This window comes from Streptomyces sp. NPDC048664 (assembly GCF_040650555.1).
GTDB lineage: Bacteria > Actinomycetota > Actinomycetes > Streptomycetales > Streptomycetaceae > Streptomyces.
On the sequence record NZ_JBEZHK010000006.1, the window covers coordinates 279,829 to 297,541 of the forward strand.

General features: G+C 73.0%; 15 protein-coding genes. 11 read left to right on the top strand and 4 right to left on the bottom strand.

The features are described from left to right. Positions 1 to 41 precede the first annotated feature (41 nt). Positions 42 to 1,451 carry a DNA repair protein RadA gene (gene radA / locus AB0C59_RS09635; protein ID WP_363002361.1) on the bottom strand — a complete coding sequence of 470 codons (1,410 nt, stop codon included), beginning with the start codon at positions 1,449 to 1,451 and terminating at the stop codon, positions 42 to 44. Between the two features lie 220 nt (positions 1,452 to 1,671). Between radA and AB0C59_RS09640 the strand changes: the two genes are divergently transcribed. Then, entirely contained in the window at positions 1,672 to 3,495 is a 1,824-nt protein-coding gene (locus AB0C59_RS09640; RefSeq protein WP_363002363.1) for a hypothetical protein, read from the top strand. A 16-nt stretch (positions 3,496 to 3,511) separates the two neighbouring features. Here AB0C59_RS09640 and AB0C59_RS09645 read toward each other — a convergent pair whose 3' ends face one another. Next, positions 3,512 to 4,345 (bottom strand): hypothetical protein, encoded by an 834-nt coding sequence (locus AB0C59_RS09645; protein WP_363002365.1) that lies wholly within the window; start codon positions 4,343 to 4,345, stop codon positions 3,512 to 3,514. Between the two features lie 71 nt (positions 4,346 to 4,416). On the opposite strand from AB0C59_RS09645, the gene AB0C59_RS09650 reads away from it, so the two are divergent. The 4 genes from AB0C59_RS09650 (at position 4,417) to ilvD (ending at position 9,108) form a co-directional block, all read left to right on the top strand. Beyond that, the gene (locus tag AB0C59_RS09650; RefSeq protein ID WP_363002366.1) at positions 4,417 to 5,349 is read left to right on the top strand and encodes a Ppx/GppA phosphatase family protein; all 933 of its coding nucleotides are present in this window, start codon (positions 4,417 to 4,419) and stop codon (positions 5,347 to 5,349) included. A 340-nt stretch (positions 5,350 to 5,689) separates the two neighbouring features. Beyond that, a complete protein-coding gene (locus AB0C59_RS09655; RefSeq protein ID WP_363002368.1) occupies positions 5,690 to 6,514 on the top strand; it encodes a sugar phosphate isomerase/epimerase in 825 nt (274 codons plus the stop codon). Further along, positions 6,507 to 7,133: a TetR family transcriptional regulator gene (locus AB0C59_RS09660; RefSeq protein WP_363002370.1), complete on the top strand. Its 627-nt coding sequence runs from the start codon at positions 6,507 to 6,509 to the stop codon at positions 7,131 to 7,133. The genes AB0C59_RS09655 and AB0C59_RS09660 overlap by 8 nt, the downstream gene beginning before the upstream one ends. A 121-nt stretch (positions 7,134 to 7,254) precedes the next feature. Next, positions 7,255 to 9,108: a dihydroxy-acid dehydratase gene (gene ilvD, locus AB0C59_RS09665; RefSeq protein WP_363002372.1), complete on the top strand. Its 1,854-nt coding sequence runs from the start codon at positions 7,255 to 7,257 to the stop codon at positions 9,106 to 9,108. A gap of 51 nt (positions 9,109 to 9,159) precedes the next feature. Here ilvD and AB0C59_RS09670 read toward each other — a convergent pair whose 3' ends face one another. After that, the gene (locus AB0C59_RS09670) at positions 9,160 to 11,382 is read right to left on the bottom strand and encodes a PQQ-binding-like beta-propeller repeat protein (RefSeq protein ID WP_363002374.1); all 2,223 of its coding nucleotides are present in this window, start codon (positions 11,380 to 11,382) and stop codon (positions 9,160 to 9,162) included. A gap of 204 nt (positions 11,383 to 11,586) precedes the next feature. Here AB0C59_RS09670 and AB0C59_RS09675 point away from each other — a divergent pair, with 204 nt between their 5' ends. From AB0C59_RS09675 to proC, 6 genes are all read left to right on the top strand, one after another. Next, entirely contained in the window at positions 11,587 to 11,925 is a 339-nt protein-coding gene (locus tag AB0C59_RS09675; protein ID WP_363002376.1) for an SH3 domain-containing protein, read from the top strand. A gap of 61 nt (positions 11,926 to 11,986) precedes the next feature. Continuing rightward, positions 11,987 to 12,478 (top strand): EamA/RhaT family transporter, encoded by a 492-nt coding sequence (locus tag AB0C59_RS09680; RefSeq protein ID WP_363002378.1) that lies wholly within the window; start codon positions 11,987 to 11,989, stop codon positions 12,476 to 12,478. An 81-nt stretch (positions 12,479 to 12,559) separates the two neighbouring features. Beyond that, positions 12,560 to 13,339: a class I SAM-dependent methyltransferase gene (locus AB0C59_RS09685; RefSeq protein WP_363002380.1), complete on the top strand. Its 780-nt coding sequence runs from the start codon at positions 12,560 to 12,562 to the stop codon at positions 13,337 to 13,339. Positions 13,340 to 13,414: 75 nt separating this feature from the next. Further along, positions 13,415 to 14,230, top strand: coding sequence for an ABC transporter ATP-binding protein (locus AB0C59_RS09690; protein WP_363002382.1), 816 nt, complete (start codon positions 13,415 to 13,417; stop codon positions 14,228 to 14,230). Further along, the gene (locus tag AB0C59_RS09695) at positions 14,227 to 15,000 is read left to right on the top strand and encodes an ABC transporter permease (protein ID WP_363002384.1); all 774 of its coding nucleotides are present in this window, start codon (positions 14,227 to 14,229) and stop codon (positions 14,998 to 15,000) included. The genes AB0C59_RS09690 and AB0C59_RS09695 overlap by 4 nt, the downstream gene beginning before the upstream one ends. Before the next feature lie 102 nt (positions 15,001 to 15,102). After that, on the top strand, positions 15,103 to 15,912 hold the full coding sequence (proC, locus tag AB0C59_RS09700) for a pyrroline-5-carboxylate reductase (RefSeq protein WP_363002386.1): 810 nt from the start codon (positions 15,103 to 15,105) through the stop codon (positions 15,910 to 15,912). Between the two features lie 85 nt (positions 15,913 to 15,997). On the opposite strand, the gene trpS is transcribed toward proC, so the two are convergent. Next, entirely contained in the window at positions 15,998 to 16,996 is a 999-nt protein-coding gene (gene trpS, locus AB0C59_RS09705; RefSeq protein ID WP_363002388.1) for a tryptophan--tRNA ligase, read from the bottom strand. Positions 16,997 to 17,713 lie beyond the last annotated feature (717 nt).

The following is a 17,713-nucleotide window of genomic DNA, read 5'->3' on the forward strand; positions in this document are numbered from 1 at the left end:
GCACACTCGGTTCGTACGGACGGGCGAGACCAGGGCAAAGTCTACCGGCGGTCCTCCTCCTCCCGTGGGGCCTCCCGGCGACGCGAGCGCGGAAGGACCCGCAGGGCGTCCCCTATGTCGGCCACTTCCAGCACCTTCATCCCCGGCGGGGTCCTGCCCGGGTCGCCCGGCACCAGCGCGTGCGTGAAGCCCAGGCGATGGGCCTCGGCCAGCCGGCGCTGGACCCCCGTGACGCGTCTGACCTCGCCCGCGAGCCCCACCTCACCGATGGCGACCAGGTTCTTCGGCAGCGGGGTGTCACTGGCGGCACTCGCCAGCGCCAGCGCCACCGCGAGGTCCGCGGCGGGCTCCGACAGCTTCACCCCGCCGACCGTCGCCGAGTAGATGTCCCGCTTGCCCAGGGCGCTGATCCGGCCGCGCTGCTCCAGCACCGCGAGCATCATCGAGACCCGCGAGGTCTCCAGCCCGGACGTGGTGCGCCGCGGTGAGGGGATCTGCGAGTCGACCGTCAGCGCCTGCACCTCGGCCACGAGGGGGCGGCGGCCCTCCAGGGTGACGGTCAGGCAGGTGCCGGGCACCGGCTCGTCGCGGCGGGTCAGGAACAGGCCGCTGGGATCCGCGAGACCCGTGATGCCCTCGTCGTGCAGCTCGAAGCAGCCGACCTCGTCCGTGGCGCCGTAGCGGTTCTTGACGCCGCGTACGAGACGCAGGCGCGCGTGCCGGTCGCCCTCGAAGTGCAGGACGACGTCCACCAGGTGTTCGAGCAGGCGCGGGCCCGCGATGGCGCCGTCCTTGGTGACATGGCCCACGAGGAGGGTGGCCATGCCGCGGTCCTTGGAGGCGCGGATCAGCGCCCCGGCGACCTCGCGCACCTGGGCCATGCCGCCGGGCGCGCCGTCGATCTCGCCGGAGGCGACGGTCTGCACGGAGTCCAGGACGAGCAGCGAGGGCTTCACCGCGTCCAAGTGGCCGAGGACGGTCGCGAGATCCGTCTCCGCCGCGAGGTAGAGGTGGTCGTCGATGGCCCCGATGCGGTCCGCGCGCAGACGGACCTGGCTCGCCGACTCCTCGCCCGTCACATACAGCGTGCGGTGCTCGTCGCTCGCCGCCTTGGCGGCGACGTCCAGCAGCAGCGTGGACTTGCCCACGCCGGGCTCCCCGGCGAGCAGCACCACGGCACCCGGCACGAGCCCGCCGCCCAGGACCCGGTCCAGCTCGGCGACCCCGGTGGAACGGGCGGTCGCCTGCCGCCCGTCGACCTGGCCGATGGGCAGGGCGGAACTGGTCACCCGGCCCGGCGCCGTCGTCCGCACCGCGGGCGCGCCGTACTCCTCGACCGTCCCCCAGGCCTGGCACTCGGGGCAGCGGCCGAGCCACTTGGCCGTCTGCCAGCCGCACTCGGTGCACCGGTAGGACGGCCGGTCCTTGGTGGTCTTCGTACGGGCAGCCATGGACGAAACCGTAGCGGTACCCACCGACACCCGGGCCCCGGCGTCGTCCGGGGCGGGGCCGGGGCGGGCCGGGCCGAGGCTGGTGCGGGGCCGGGGCGGGACCGGCGCGGGTCCGGAATCCGAGGTTCCCCCCTCCTTATGAGGGATCGTTTCACCCGTACGGAGTAAAAGTCCGCAAGGGGGCAGAAGGCGCCACCCGCGGGCGCATACGGTCGCACGGGTGATGAGCAGCAGGCCGGACATCTCCCCACACGCCAGCGGCGCACATCAGGCGCGAAGAGACACGCACCAACGGGGCGGGCCGCCGCACGGCGCGCACCCCCACCCCCTCTCCCAGCGTCCCGCCGCTCGCTACGACGCCTATCTCGACGGCCTGTTCACCTACTGCCTGTCCGTGCTGTGCGATCACGAAGAGGCGACCACCGCCCTGGGCGACGCCCTCGCCCTCGCCGAGCGCCGCGGCTCGCGCCGCCCCGACACCGCCGACGACCGCCGCGCCTGGCTGTACGCCCTCGCCCGCTGGTCCTGTCTGCGCCGCCTGGCCGAGGCACGGCGGCGCAGACAGGCCGGCCACGCCGCCGGGCGGTCCGGTCACGGCGGGGGACGGGACGGCCGCGCGGCGGGCCCGGGCGCCGCCTCCCGCGCGCACAAGGACGCCGCCGACCGCAGGGCCGCCACGGCGATCGCCGGGAGCCGGACCGCCGAGCCGCACCCCGCGCCCGTGTCCGAGGAGACCGGCCAGCGGCGCCACCGGGAGCTGGCGCGGCTCGCCTGGCCGGAGGCGGCCGGCACCAGCCCCGAGCAGCGCGAGGCGCTCGAACTCGCCGTACGGCACCAGCTCGCCGTGTCCGAGGTGGCCGCCGTGCTCGGCATGGGCACCGACGCCGCCCGCGAACTGCTCGCCTCCGCCGCCTGCGAGGTGGAGCGCACCCGCGCCGCGCTCGCCGTCGTGGAGACCGGCAGCTGCCCGAGCATCGCCCGCCTCACCGGGGACGAGCGGCTGGTCCTCAGCGCCACCCTGCGCCGCGAGCTCGTACGCCACGTCGACGACTGCCCCCGCTGCCGCCGCACCGCCGAGCGCGCCGTGCCCGGCGCCTGGCCCGGCACCAGCGTCACCCCCGCCGCGCTGCCCGTCCTGGACGCGCCCCGCGCGGCCCTGCACACCGCGATGACGCACGCCTCACGCGCGCGTGGCGTCGCCCCGCGCTTCGACCGGCGCGGTTTCCCCATGGACCCGAAGGACCACGCGGCCCGCCGCGACCGGCTCCGCGCGCGTGCCGTGACGACCACCGTGGTCGCCACCGTGATCGCGGCGCCCGTGATCGCGCTGTGGGCCGCCCACCGCGGCCCGGCCGCCGGTGAGGGCACCGACGCGCAGGCCACCACGGCCCGGGAGACGCACGACGCCGGCACCCTCGGCGGCGGCGAACAGGGCGGCGGGTACGAGAACACGGGCAACACCCGCGCGAAACCCGACCACTCCTTCGGCAAGGACGGCCACGAGCCCGATGTCTCCGTCGAGGTCATCGGCGTGAGGACGGGGGCTCCCGAAGCGGGACGGCTGACGGTGGCGGCCGCGAACGACGGCACGACGACCCTCGTGACCCTCAGGGCGTCCGGGACCGCGCCCGTGCGCTGGTCCGCGTCCACCGGTGCCGGCTGGCTCTACCTGAGCAAGACCTCGGGGACACTGGCGCCGGGCGAGTCGCTCACGATCCGGGTCTACGTCGACCATCTGCGCGAGCCGTCCGGCCCCTGGCACGCGCGCGTGAGGGTCGCTCCGGCGGGCATGGTGGTCTCGATCGACGGATACGGGACGGCGGGGGAGTCCCGGCCCAGCCCCACCCCGGTGCACACCGCCCCGTCCAGCCCGGCGCCCAGCCGGCCGCCCACGACCAGCGCGCCCCCGACCAGCCCGGACCCCACCGGCAGCCCGACACCGAGCGGTACGCCCTCCTCGAGCCCGCCGCCCTCCTCCTCGCCGTCCACGACGCCGGCCCCCAGCACCGGTGCGACCGGATCGAACGCGTTCGTCTACCAGTAGACGCTCCCGGCGGCCCTCAGAGCGCCGGGTCGACCGGGTCCGCGGGGTGCGGCGCCACCAGGGGCAGGTGCGAGGCCAGGCGCTGCTCGCACAGCTGGACCAGCCGGTCGTACCCGGCCTTGCCCATCAGCTCGATCAGCTCGGCCCGGTACGAGACGTACACCGGGTCGCCCGCGCCGTGCGCCGACGTCGCCGAGGTGCACCACCAGTGCAGATCATGACCGCCGGGGCCCCAGCCACGTCGGTCGTACTCGCCGATGGACACCTGGAGCACGCGGGTGTCGTCCGGCCGGTCGATCCACTCGTACGTCCGCCGCACCGGCAGCTGCCAGCACACGTCCGGCTTGGTCTCCAGCGGCTCGCGGCCCTCGCGCAGGGCCAGGATGTGCAGCGAGCAGCCGGCGCCGCCGGGGAATCCGGGCCGGTTCTGGAAGATGCACGAACCCTGGTACGGGCGGGTCTGGCGGGAGCCCTCGTCGTCCTTCCCGACCCAGCCGGACTCGTGACCCACGTCGTGGTTCTGCCAGATCTCCGGCGTGAGCCGTGCCACATGCTCCGCCACCCGCTTCTCGTCGTCCTCGTCGGAGAAGTGCGCCCCCAGCGTGCAGCACCCGTCGTCCGCGCGGCCCGCCTGGATCCCCTGGCAGCCGCTTCCGAAGATGCAGGTCCAACGTGAGGTCAGCCAGGTCAGGTCGCACCGGAAGACCTGCTCGTCGTCGGCCGGATCGGGAAACTCCACCCACGCGCGCGCGAAGTCGATCCCCTTCTCGTCGCCCGGCGGCGCGGGCGCGGGGGCCGCCTTCGACCCCTTGGAGGATTTGTCGGCCTTCGTCTTTTTCGTCTTTGGCACGCATCCAGGGTAAGTGGCCTTGGGGCACATCGGGGAACGAGCATCGACGCGCGGGCAGTAGCGTTCCGTACATGAGACTCGGTGTCCTCGACGTGGGTTCGAACACGGTGCATCTGCTGGTGGTGGACGCCCACCCCGGCGCGCGCCCCCTGCCCGCGCACTCGCACAAGGCGGAGCTGCGGCTCGCCGAACTCCTCGACGACAGTGGGGCCATCGGCCCCGAAGGGGTCGACAGACTGATCGCCGTCGTCCTGGACGCGCTCCAGGCGGCGGAGGACAAGGGTGTCGAGGATCTGCTGCCGTTCGCGACCTCGGCGGTCCGCGAGGCGACCAACGCGGACGACGTGCTGGCCCGGGTCCAGGACGCCACCGGCGTGGAGCTCCAGGTCCTGACCGGCCCCGAGGAGGCGCGGCTGACGTTCCTCGCCGCGCGCCGCTGGTTCGGCTGGTCGGCGGGCAAGCTGCTCGTCCTCGACATCGGCGGCGGCTCGCTGGAGATCGCGTACGGCATCGACGAGGACCCCGACGCGGCGGTGTCGCTGCCCCTGGGCGCGGGGCGGCTCACCGCGGGGTGGCTGCCCGGGGATCCGCCGGACGCGGCCGACGTGAAGTCGCTGCGGCGGCATGTGCGGGCGCGGATCGCTCGTACGGTCGGGGAGTTCAGCCGGTTCGGGGCGCCGGACCATGTGGTCGCCACGTCCAAGACGTTCAAGCAGCTCGCCCGTCTCGCGGGGGCGGCGCGCTCCGCCGAGGGGCTGTACGTGCAGCGGGAGCTGAAGCGGGAGTCCCTGGAGGCCTGGGTGCCCCGGCTCGCCGGCATGACCGAGCGGGAGCGCTCGGACCTCCCCGGCGTCTCCGAGGGCCGGGCCGGGCAACTGCTCGCGGGGGCGCTGGTCGCCGAGGGGGCGATGGACCTGTTCGGCGTGGAGACGCTGGAGGTCTGCCCGTGGGCACTGAGGGAGGGCGTGATCCTGCGCCGCCTGGACCACATGGTGACAGGCTGACCACAGGCCCCGCCCCGTCAGGGCGCGGGGAACCACGCGAGTCACCACGACGCTCCCGCAGACATCCGACAGACGCGCGGTCTTGCACCACGGCCCCGCAGCCAACCGCCCACCCGAGGCGCCCCCGACAGGGGCGCGGGGAACGGCGCGACCAACCACGACGGGCCCGCAGCCAACCGTCGACCTGAGGCGCCCCCGATAGGGGCGCGGGGAACGGCGCGAGGAACCGGCGGCCCCCCCAACCCCCGCCCCCCAAGCCCAGCGCAGCGGCACTGTGCTGCTCTTCACACCCACCCCGACCGCCCCGTCATGTCAACGCGGCGCCCCGTACGCTGTCCCCGTGGCAGATCCAGTGGTGCGCATCCCGGATGCGAAGGTCGCACTGTCGACGGCCTCCGTCTACCCGGAGTCGACGGCGACGGCCTTCGAGATCGCCGCCCGCCTGGGGTACGACGGGGTCGAGGTCATGGTGTGGACCGACCCGGTCAGCCAGGACATCGAGGCCCTGCGCCGGCTCAGCGACTACCACCAGATCCCCGTCCTCGCCGTTCACGCCCCCTGCCTGCTGATCACCCAGCGCGTCTGGTCCACCGACCCGTGGATCAAACTCCAGCGCGCCCGCGCCGCCGCGGAGAAGCTGGGCGCCGGCACCGTCGTCGTCCATCCCCCCTTCCGCTGGCAGCGCCAGTACGCGCGGGACTTCGTGCAGGGAATCTGGCGCATGGCGCAGGAGACGGACGTGCGGTTCGCCGTCGAGAACATGTACCCGTGGCGCTACCGGGACCGCGAGATGCTCGCCTACGCCCCCGGCTGGGACGTCACCGACGACGACTACCGGCACTTCACCATCGACCTGAGCCACACCTCGACCGCCCGCACCGACGCCCTCCAGATGCTCGACCGCATGGGCTCACGCCTGGGCCACGTGCACCTGGCCGACGGCAGCGGGTCCAACAAGGACGAGCACCTCGTGCCCGGCCGCGGCGACCAGCCCTGTGCCGAGGTCCTGGAGCACCTCGCGCGCACCGGCTTCGACGGCCATGTCGTCATCGAGGTCAACACCCGCCGCGCCATGTCCAGCGCGGAGCGCGAGGCCGACCTCGCCGAGGCCCTCGCCTTCACCCGGCTGCACCTGGCCTCGGCCATGAAGGTGCCGCGTGGCTGAGCCGAGCGGCGAGGGCCCCGCCCGCCGCAGGGGGCGGCCCAGCCGCGATCGGACGGCGGCGGGCCCCGCCACCCGCGACCGCATCCTGGACGCCGCCCGCGAGGAGTTCTCCGAGCGCGGCTACGAGAAGACGTCGGTGCGCGGCATCGCCAAGGCCGCCGGTGTGGACTCCGCCCTCGTGCACCACTACTTCGGCACCAAGGAACGGGTCTTCGAGGCGGCCATCGAGGTCGCCTTCGCGCCCGCACTGAGCGCGCCGGACGCGCTCGCCGAGGGCCCGCCCGACGGCGTGGGCGAGCGCCTGACCCGGTTCCTCCTCGGGATCTGGGAGAACCCCGCGACCCGGACCCCCCTCCTCGCGATCGTCCGCTCCGCCGTGAACAACGACGCGGCCGCCGCCGTCTTCCGCCGCCTGGTCGCCGCCCAGCTGCTGCGCCGCGTCGCCGCCCAGCTGGACCTCCCGGACGCGGAGCTGCGCGCCGAACTGGCGGCCGCGCAACTCGTCGGGGTCGCGATGCTGCGTTATGTCATCAAGGTGGAGCCGCTGGCGTCGGCGGATCCGGAGCAGATCGTGGCGCGGGTGGCCCCGGTGGTGCAGGGGCACCTGACGCGCCCCTGACGCCGTCGCAAGCCCCCGGCGCCGAGACACGCGTCCCATATTCCGGACACCCGTGTCCGTCCCTTGGAGCACCGGCGTACGCTCGACGTGAGCTGAGATATCACCGAAGGAGCGAGCGACGATGCCCGAGCTGAGGTCCCGCACAGTCACCCACGGCCGCAACATGGCGGGCGCCCGCGCCCTCATGCGGGCCTCCGGTGTACCCGGCGCGGACATCGGCCGCAAGCCGGTCATCGCGGTGGCCAACTCCTTCACCGAGTTCGTGCCCGGCCACACCCACCTCCAGCCGGTCGGCCGGATCGTCAGCGAGGCGATCAAAGAGGCGGGCGGCATCCCGCGCGAGTTCAACACCATCGCCGTGGACGACGGCATCGCCATGGGCCACGGCGGCATGCTCTACAGCCTGCCCTCCCGCGACCTGATCGCGGACAGCGTGGAGTACATGGTGGAGGCCCACTGCGCCGACGCCCTGGTCTGCATCTCCAACTGCGACAAGATCACCCCGGGCATGCTGATGGCGGCCCTGCGCCTGAACATCCCGACGGTCTTCGTCTCCGGCGGCCCGATGGAGTCCGGCCGCGCCACCCTGGTCGACGGCACGGTCCGTACGCTCGACCTGGTCGACGCGATCTCCGACGCCGTGAACGACAAGGTCTCCGACGAGGACATCCTCCGCATCGAGGAGAACGCCTGTCCTACCTGCGGCTCCTGTTCCGGCATGTTCACCGCCAACTCGATGAACTGCCTGACCGAGGCGATCGGCCTCTCCCTCCCCGGCAACGGCTCGGTGCTCGCCACCCACACGGCCCGCCGGTCGCTGTACGAGAACGCGGCCCGCACCGTCATGGACCTCACCCGGCGCTACTACGAGCAGGACGACGAGACGGCCCTGCCGCGCGCCATCGCCACGTTCGCCGCGTTCGAGAACGCCATGGCCCTCGACATCGCCATGGGCGGCTCCACCAACACGATCCTGCACCTGCTCGCCGCCGCCGAGGAGGCGGGCGTGCCGTTCGGCCTGACGGAGATCGACCAGGTCTCGCGCCGGGTCCCGTGCCTGGCGAAGGTGGCCCCGAACGTCGCCAAGGACCGCACGTACTACATGGAGGACGTGCACCGGGCCGGCGGCATCCCGGCCCTCCTCGGTGAACTGCACCGCGCGGGTCTGCTGAACGAGGACGTGCACGCGGTCCACAGCCCGTCCCTGGCGGACTGGCTCAAGACCTGGGACGTCCGCGGCGGCTCCCCCTCCCCGCAGGCGGTGGAGCTGTGGCACGCGGCGCCCGGCTGCGTGCGCTCGGCGGAGGCCTTCTCCCAGTCGGAGCGCTGGGACACCCTGGACGTGGACGCGGAGGGCGGCTGCATCCGCTCCGCCGAGCACGCCTACTCCAAGGACGGCGGTCTCGCGGTCCTGCGGGGCAACCTGGCCGTCGACGGCTGCGTGGTGAAGACGGCGGGCGTCGACGAGTCGATCTGGACGTTCGAGGGTCCCGCCGTCGTCTGCGAGTCGCAGGAAGAGGCCGTCCAGAAGATCCTCACCCAGCAGATCAAGGAGGGCGACGTCGTCGTCATCCGCTACGAGGGCCCCAAGGGCGGCCCGGGTATGCAGGAGATGCTGTACCCGACCTCGTACCTCAAGGGCCGCGGCCTCGGAAAGGCCTGCGCGCTGATCACGGACGGCCGCTTCTCGGGTGGCACCTCGGGCCTGTCCATCGGCCACGCGTCCCCGGAAGCGGCCTCGGGCGGCACCATCGCCCTGGTCGAGGACGGCGACCGCATCCGCATCGACATCCCCGGGCGCACGATCGAGCTCCTGGTCTCCGACGAGGAACTGGCGGCCCGGCGCGACGCCCTCGGCGGTGTCTACGCCCCCGCCGGCCGCGAGCGCAAGGTGTCGGCCGCGCTGCGCGCCTACGCCGCGATGGCGACCAGCGCGGACCGGGGCGCGGTGCGGGACGTCAGCAAGCTCGGCTGAGCCGCCGCGCCGCTGGGCCCGACAGGCGGGCGGCGGCCCGGACCCGTCGGGTCACCAGCGTGACGGGTCCCGTCCGTCCAGCACGAATACGGAGCCGTCCGGCGCGCCCGCGTACACACGATCGCCCACGACGAGGGGCTGCGGCAGCCCCGCCGCCACCCGGTCCGGATGCACGCCGAGCCGGGTGGGGGTCTGGCCGATCAGCCTGCCGTCGTGGCTGTCGAAGGCGAGCAGCCGCCCGTCGCCCGCCGTGAAGTAGACGTGACCGCCGCCCGCGCCGGGCGCCGATCCGAGGCTGACGGACGTCTCGACGCGCCACAGCTGCTTCCGGGCACGCAGGTCCACCGCGGCGAGCGCGCCGCTGTCGCCCAGCAGGTAGACGGTGTTCCCGTGCAGGCTGGCCTGAGCGCCGTCGAGCCGGATGGGCAGCGCCACCCGAAGGGTCTCCTCGTGTGCTCCCCGGAGCGCCGGGGTGTAGCGCACGATCTCCTCCGTCGAGGGGTAGATCTTGTTCTTGCGCAGGAGGACGAGCGACCCGTCCTCGGCGCCGACCGGTGTCAGCAGTCCGCTCAGCCGCGTCTGCCAGCGCACCGCCCCCGACACCGGGTCCACGGCCACGATCCGGGTGACCGAGGAGTCGTCCGACGTGCTCGTCGCGTACACGAGCGGGTCGCCGGGGAAGGAGGACAGGGCGCGGAAGCCGTAGCCCGGGATCGCCTTGGTCCACTTCGTCCTGCCCGCGTCGTCCACCCCCTCGACGTTCCCGTTGTCGTGGCTGAACAGCGTCATGGCGCCGGAGTAGGCCATCCCGATGTCGGCGGGCTGGTCATGCCGGGCCAGCACGGTGCCCTTGCGGGGGTCGAGCGCCTCCCGCTGCGCACCGTCGTTCACCTCGATGCGGACGGCGCCTCCCGACAGCACGGGGGTCGACACCGCGCCGTCGCCCACGGCCACCTTGTGCCGCCACAGGACGGTGCCCTCGGACGGGGACAGGGCGTAGACCCAGCCGATCTGGGCGCAGATCAGTCTCTTCTCCCCGTACACGCACAGCGGCGGCGTCGTCGCGTGCGGCACCGGCGTCCTGCGCCACGGGGAGAAGGGGGAGGCCGTGGGCCCGGGCGCGGACACGGTCGCCGTGCGGTCGCCGTCGAGCAGGTGCGCCGCCGCGAAGGCGCTGCCCGCCATCACGGCGATCGCCCCCGCCGCCAGCGCCACCCGCCCGCGCCGGCGGCCCCTCGGCCCGCCTCCCGGCCCTTGAGGGGACAGCAGCCGCCCGAGCGGTCGCACCCACCCGGGCCGCCGCTCCCGCGCATCCCCCGCTCCGGCGCCCGGCTCCCCGGAACCGGTCCCCGCCGCACGCCGCTTCTGCCCGCGGGGCTGCTCCCCGGACGCGGTCGCCGTATCGCCCGTCCGCTGTGCCGGTATGAACGCCTGCGTGTCGTACGACGCGGAGACCGAGCGCAGTTCACGCATCAACTCGTCGGGAGTGGGCCGGTCCTCGGGCTCCTTGGCGAGGCAGCGCAGCACCAGCGGCGCGAGGTCCTCCGGCACGCCGGTCAGATCCGGCTCGTCGTGGACGACCTGGTAGGCGACGATGTACGGGCTGTCCGAGTCGAAGGGACCGCGCCCGGTCGCCGCGTGCACCAGCACCGAACCCAGCGCGAAGACGTCGGCGGCGAAGCCGACCTCCTTGGGCCGCCGGAACTGCTCGGGCGCCATGAAGGGCGGAGTGCCGATCAGTTTGCCCGTCTCGGTGTGCAGTTCGCTGTCCTTGGGCCGGGAGATGCCGAAGTCGATGACCTTCGGCCCGTCCTCGGCGAGCAGCACGTTGCTCGGCTTGAGATCCCGGTGGACCACCCCGGCGCGGTGGATGTCGCGCAGCGCCTCCGCGAGCCCGGCCGTCAACCGGCGCAGCTGGGCCCGGGACAGGGCACCGTGCTCCTTGACATGCTCGGCCAGGGTGGGGCCGGGGATGAACAGCGTGGCCATCCAGGGCCGTTCGGCCTCCGGGTCGGCGTCCACGACGGGCGCGGTGAAGGCTCCGCTCACCCGGCGGGCGGCGGCCACCTCCTGCCGGAACCGTCCCCGGAACTCGGGATCCTTCGCGTATCCGGCATGGACGATCTTCACCGCGAGCCGCAGCCCCGAGGTGCTCCGCGCCAGGTGCACCACACCCATGCCGCCGGAACCCAGACGGGACTCCAGGCGGTAGTGCCCGGCGAATTCGGGCAGGTCCGCCTCCGCGTCCGCTCCGGTGCCGCGTCGCGGCGCCATGGACCACCCCCTGCTGCTCGTCCCTGCCCACTCCACCCGCGCGCCGCTGGGAGCCTAGTCGATGACGTGTACGGGACGGAGGCGGCGTGCCCGCGTGTGGCGGGTACTCTCCACGGGTGTGTCGCCTTCGCGTGTTTGGCGGTGCGATCCACGGGAATCAACGGGACCGCACGACATGTGTGGAATGAACGGGGGAGGTCTTCCATGTCTGTCGACCGAGCGGGTCAGGCCGCGGTGGGAACGGGAAGCGGGAGCGGCGCCGAGCCGGGGAACGCGACCGAGGCGGCCTCGGCCGTGCGCTCCTATCCGGTGGCGCCCGGCATCCAGCTCAAGGTCCGCAGCGGACCGGGCACGGGCTACGCCGTGGTCCGGACCCTGCCCGAGGGCGCCTGGATCCCGATCCTCTGCCAGACCACCGGCACGCTGGTGGCGGGGACGTACGGCACGAGCGCCATCTGGGACCGCACAGCGGCCGGCGAGTACGTCGCGGACGCCTATGTGAACACCGGCAGTGACGGCTGGGTCGCCTCGCGCTGCGGCTGACGGCTGACGGCTGACGAGGGTGGGGCGCCGCGGCCGGTGGCACCGGAGCGATAATCGACGGGTGAGCGACGAGAACGGCACCCCGGACACCGCGAAGGGGCCGCGCCCCGAACCCCTGCGCTTCTTCGGCACGACCTGGGTGGAGCACGACGGCGGCTACGGCGCCAGGCGCGTCGCCGTGGCCGCCGGCTCGCTGGTGGCCGCCGCGCTCGCCTGCCTCGTGCTCCGCCTCGCCTACCAGGGCCTGGAGATCGCCGACGTCGGCAGGCTGGTGGACGTCCTGGTCGTGGTGATGTTCGCGGTGTGCAGCGCGCTGGCGTTCCAGCACACCTGGAGCGGCTTCACCAGGCGCCCCGACCTGGAGCGCCAGGCCTCCCTGCGCGGGCTGCTCGCGATCGGGTTCGTCGGCTCGCTCCTCGCGTACTTCGTCCGCTGCCTGGTCGAGGCCCCCGGCGAGAGACTCCACCGCGAGGAGTACGACACCGCCCGCGCGGCCCACGAGAGGCGCGCCACCCGCCGCACCGGCAACCCGGGCAGACGCCGCCGCACGTGACCTCGGCGGGGTGTCCCGGCCCGGCCCCCTGACCCCGTAAAAGCCCGTGTCGCCGTGCCGGGGCTCGGCCACCATGGCCGCATGACCACCGACTTCCGTGCCGCCCGCGCCCGTTCCTTCGATGGCGCCGCGGCCCAGTACGCCGCGAACCGCCCCTCCTACCCGCCCGCCCTCTTCGACGCCCTCGAGGACCTCGCCGGACGCCCGCTCTACGGCGCCCGGGTCGCGGACGTCGGGGCCGGCACCGGCATCGCGACCGCGCTCCTGCACGAGCGGGGCGCGGACGTCGTCGCCGTGGAACCCGGTGACGGCATGGCCGCCGAGTTCCGCCGCCGCCTCGCCACCGTCCCCGTGCTGCGCGGCGACGGCAACGCCCTGCCGCTGGCCACCTCCTGCGTCGACCTCCTCACCTACGCCCAGTCCTGGCACTGGACCGACCCCGTGCGCTCGGTTCCCGAGGCCCTGCGGGTGCTGCGCCCCGGGGGCGCCCTCGCGATGTGGTGGAACACCGACGCCCCGGACGTTCCGTGGCTCGCCGCGCAGTCGGACCGCATCTCCCGGCGCTTCGCGACCGAGGAGGCCGCCAGGAACAGCCCGGCCGGCGCCCGCCCGCTGGAGCGGGCCTTCGCGGGCGTGGCACAGCCCCCGGCCTTCACCCACCGCGTCGTCCGCTGGAGCCGCAGGATCCCCGTCGACACCCGGCTGGCCAACATCGGCAGCCACTCGATCTTCCTCGTCCTCGGCGAGGAGAGGGCCGGCGCGTTCCTCGCCGAGGAGCGGGAGCAGTTGCTGACGGAGTTCCCGGACGGGTTCGTCGAAGAGGTCTACGACGTGCACCTGCTGGTCGCCGTCGCCCCCTAGCGCCTAGCACCTGGTGACCGCACGCGGCCGCCCCTCCCCTTGACGGGCGGCCGCACGCCCTCCAATATTCATCGCATGATGAATATTCCTCGCCGGCGCCCACCCGAGGACCCCTCCCTCGCCGTCCGCGCCGAGCGCCTCACCGTCGTCCGCGGCGCCCGCACGGTCCTGCGCGGCCTCGACTTCGCCGTGCCCCGCGGCCGGATCACCGGCCTGCTCGGCCCCTCCGGCTGCGGAAAGTCGACACTGATGCGCTCGATCGTCGGCACCCAGGCCCAGGTCACCGGCACCCTCGAGGTCCTCGGCCGCCCCGCGGGCGACGCCGGCCTGCGCTCCCGCGTCGGATACGTCACCCAGGCGCCGTCCGTGTACGGCGACCTGACCGTCCGCCAGAACCTCGACTACTTCGCCGCCGTCCTGGAACCGGGCAGGGCAGCCGCCGACCGCCGCCGCGAGCACGTCACCCGGGCCATCGCCGACGTCGACCTCACCTCCCACGCCGACACCCTCGCCGGCCGGCTCTCCGGCGGCCAGCGAGGCCGCGTCTCCCTCGCGGTCGCACTCCTCGGCACTCCCGAACTCCTCGTCCTGGACGAACCGACCGTCGGGCTCGACCCGGTCCTGCGACGCGACCTGTGGACCCTCTTCCACGGCCTCGCGGCCGAGCGCGGCGCCACCCTCCTCGTCTCCTCCCACGTCATGGACGAGGCGGAGCGCTGCGACAGCCTCCTGCTGATGCGCGAGGGCGAGATCCTCGCCGAGGACACCCCCGACGCCCTGCGCACCCGTACCGGCGCGGACACCGTGGAAGAGGCCTTCCTGCGCCTGGTGGACGAGGCGGCAGCACGGACCCCCACCACCACCGCCGCCGGAAAGGACTCACCGCGATGACCACCACGAGCCCGCACCCCGCCGCAAGGGCCCTGACCGCCTCCCGCACCACGGCGACCGCCGCCCGCGTCCTGCGCCAACTCCGCCACGACCCGCGCACGATCGCCCTGATGATCGTCGTCCCGTGCCTCATGCTGGTCCTGCTGCGCTACGTCTTCGACGGCAGCCCCCGCACGTTCGACTCCATCGGAGCCTCACTCCTCGGCATCTTCCCGCTGATCACCATGTTCCTGGTGACCTCCATCGCCACCCTGCGCGAACGCACCTCCGGAACCCTGGAACGCCTGCTCGCCATGCCGCTCGGCAAGGGCGACCTCATCGCGGGCTACGCCCTGGCCTTCGGCGTGCTGGCCATCGTCCAGTCGGCCCTCGCGACGGGCATCGCGGTCTGGTTCCTGGGCCTGGACGTCACGGGATCCCCCTGGCTCCTGCTCCTGGTCGCCCTCCTGGACGCCCTGCTCGGCACGGCGCTCGGCCTGTTCGTCTCCGCCTTCGCGGCCTCCGAGTTCCAGGCGGTCCAGTTCATGCCCGCCGTGCTCTTCCCGCAGCTCCTGCTGTGCGGACTGTTCACCCCCCGCTCCGCCATGCACCCCGTCCTGGAGGCACTCTCCGACGTCCTGCCCATGTCGTACGCCGTCGACGGCATGAACCAGGTCCTGAGGCACACGGACATGACGGGCACGTTCCTGCGCGACGTCCTCGTGGTGGCGGGCTGCGCGCTGCTGGTCCTCGGCGTCGGCGCGGCGACCCTCAGGCGCCGCAGCGCCTGAACACCCATCCCTGTCCCGCACCCCGGACACACACGCCGACCCCGGCGCCCCGATGCGAGGATGACCCCGGACGACGCACACGTTTGGAGGGCATCCTCAGCCATGAGCCAGAAAGTCGCAGTCCTCGGCACCGGAAAGATCGGCGAGGCCCTGCTCAGCGGAATGATCCGAGCAGGCTGGGCCCCCGCCGATCTCCTGGTCACCGCCCGCCGCCCGGAGCGGGCCGAGGAGCTCCGCACCCGCCACGGCGTCACCCCGGTCACCAACGCCGAGGCCGCGAAGAGCGCCGACACGCTCATCCTCACGGTCAAGCCCCAGGACATGGGCACGCTCCTGGACGAACTCACCCCGCACATCCCCGCCGGACGCCTGGTCATCAGCGGAGCCGCCGGCATCCCCACCTCCTTCTTCGAGGCACGCCTGGCCGCCGGCACGCCGGTCGTCCGCGTCATGACGAACACCCCCGCCCTCGTCGACGAGGCCATGTCGGTGATCTCCGGCGGCACCCACGCCACCGAGGCGCATCTCGCCCACAGCGAGGAGATCTTCGGCTCCGTCGGCAAGACGCTCCGCGTCCCCGAATCCCAGCAGGACGCCTGCACCGCCCTCTCCGGCTCGGGTCCGGCCTACTTCTTCTACCTGGTCGAGGCCATGACCGACGCGGGCATCCTGCTCGGCCTGCCGCGCGACAAGGCCCACGAGCTCATCGTCCAGTCCGCGATCGGCGCGGCGGTCATGCTCCGCGACAGCGGCGAGCACCCGGTGAAGCTCCGCGAGAACGTCACCTCACCCGCGGGCACCACGATCAACGCGATCCGCGAACTGGAGAACCACGGCGTGCGTGCCGCGCTCATCGCCGCCCTGGAAGCGGCCCGCGACCGCAGCCGCGCACTCGCGTCCGGCACCAGCTGACCTCGCGAGCCGCCCGACCCCGGGGTGCCCGCCGACGCGATCCCGTCGGTGGGCACCCCGGGGTCGGCCGCTCCTCGGCCGCCCTTCACCCGGCCGGCAGCAGGCCGATCGCGCGATAGGCCGAGTCCACCAGCGGCCGGGCCATCTCCCGCGCCCGTTCGGCCCCGGTCCGCAGGACGCCGTCCACGTATCCGGGATCCGCGCACAGGGCCCGGTGCCGTTCGCGCAGCGGCCGCAGCAGTTCCACCACGGCCTCGGCGGTGTCCTTCTTCAGGGCGCCGTAGGAGTCGTAGGCACCGCTCAGCTCCGCCGGGTCCCGGCCCTCGCACGCGGCCAGGATCTCCAGCAGGTTGGCCAGGCCGGGCCGCGCCTCACGGTCGTAGACGACCTCCGACCCGCTGTCGGTCACGGCACGCATCACCTTCCTGCGCACCACGTCCGGCTCGTCCAGCAGGTAGACGATGCCGGGCCCCGTGTCGTCCGACTTCCCCATCTTCGAGGTCGGGTCCTGGAGGTTCATGACCCGCGCGGCGACGCCGGGCCGGGTGGGCCGGGGCACGACGAACGTGTGGCCGTACCGCTGGTTGAAGCGCACCGCCAGGTCCCGGGCCAGTTCCACATGCTGACGCTGGTCGTCGCCCACGGGCACCTCGTCGGTCCCGTAGGCGAGGATGTCGGCCGCCATCAGTACGGGATACGTCAGCAGCGACAGCCGGACACTTCCGCCCCGCTTCTGCTCGCGCGCGGCCTTCTCCCTGTACTGGATCATCCGCCGCATCTCGCCGTCGGAGGCCACGCACTCCAGTACATAGGAGAGCCGGGTGTGTTCGTCCACATGGCTCTGCACGAACACGGTGCACCGTTCGGGATCGAGGCCGGCCGACAGCAGCAGTGTCGCGGCCTGCCGGCTGAGTCTGCGCACCCGCGCGGGGTCGTGGTCCACGGTCAGGGCGTGCAGATCCACGACGCAGAACAGGGCGTCGGCCCGGTGCTGGTCCACGTCGGCCCACCGCCGCATGGCTCCCAGGTAGTTGCCCAGCGTCAGGTGTCCGGTCGGCTTGACCCCGCTGAAGACCCTTGTCATCTCTTCTCCACCTCCTGGTCGGAGCCGCCGCGACCGGCGGGCCGTCCCCTGTGGAGGGAGAAACGAGAACGGCCGCCGAAGCGGCGGCCGTTGAGCGCGTACGTGAAAGGGCGGCCGCCGTCAGGCGGCCCACCACTGCTGATGACGCGTACGCGAAGTCATGGGGCACAGCCTACGCCGCCAGGGGCCTGGACGGAGGGAGGTTGACACGACCAGTGCCCATCCGTAGTGTTCTCCGAGTTGTCCGACGTGAGCGCCGACTCCGGTCGGTCCCCGGACAGCCATTCCGCAGGTACCTCCTCGCAATCGGCGATCTGATCGTCGTGCGCGTTCGCGTGTGTATTTTCGGAATGAGGAATCCGTGTTCGAACTTATGTGAGAGCGCAGCCGCCGATTAGCTCGGACGGCAGGAATCCGCTAAAGTCACACTCGTCGGAACGGCCCAGCGGGCCGGGAAGACAAACCCAGTTGACTGGGAGTCAGGCCCGAAGGGAACTGAGGATCTGATAGAGTCGACAACGCCGGAAAGGGAAAGCGCGGAAGCGCCGAACTGGAAAGCACCGAGGAAATCGGATCGGAGAAAGATCTGATAGAGTCGGAAACGCAAGACCGAAGGGAAGAGGCCCGGAGGAAAGCCTGAGAGAGTCTCTCGGGTGAGTACAAAGGAAGCGTCCGTTCCTTGAGAACTCAACAGCGTGCCAAAAGTCAACGCCAGAT

Bases quoted from the DNA above. Each gene is read 5' to 3' on its own strand.
- radA (WP_363002361.1), bottom strand. From the start codon at position 1,451: ATGGCTGCCCGTACGAAGACCACCAAGGACCGGCCGTCCTACCGGTGC.
- AB0C59_RS09685 (WP_363002380.1), top strand. From the start codon at position 12,560: ATGACCACCGACTTCCGTGCCGCCCGCGCCCGTTCCTTCGATGGCGCC.
- AB0C59_RS09650 (WP_363002366.1), top strand. From the start codon at position 4,417: ATGAGACTCGGTGTCCTCGACGTGGGTTCGAACACGGTGCATCTGCTG.
- proC (WP_363002386.1), top strand. From the start codon at position 15,103: ATGAGCCAGAAAGTCGCAGTCCTCGGCACCGGAAAGATCGGCGAGGCC.
- AB0C59_RS09670 (WP_363002374.1), bottom strand. From the start codon at position 11,382: ATGGCGCCGCGACGCGGCACCGGAGCGGACGCGGAGGCGGACCTGCCC.
- trpS (WP_363002388.1), bottom strand. From the start codon at position 16,996: ATGACAAGGGTCTTCAGCGGGGTCAAGCCGACCGGACACCTGACGCTG.
- AB0C59_RS09675 (WP_363002376.1), top strand. From the start codon at position 11,587: ATGTCTGTCGACCGAGCGGGTCAGGCCGCGGTGGGAACGGGAAGCGGG.
- ilvD (WP_363002372.1), top strand. From the start codon at position 7,255: ATGCCCGAGCTGAGGTCCCGCACAGTCACCCACGGCCGCAACATGGCG.
- AB0C59_RS09695 (WP_363002384.1), top strand. From the start codon at position 14,227: ATGACCACCACGAGCCCGCACCCCGCCGCAAGGGCCCTGACCGCCTCC.
- AB0C59_RS09690 (WP_363002382.1), top strand. From the start codon at position 13,415: ATGATGAATATTCCTCGCCGGCGCCCACCCGAGGACCCCTCCCTCGCC.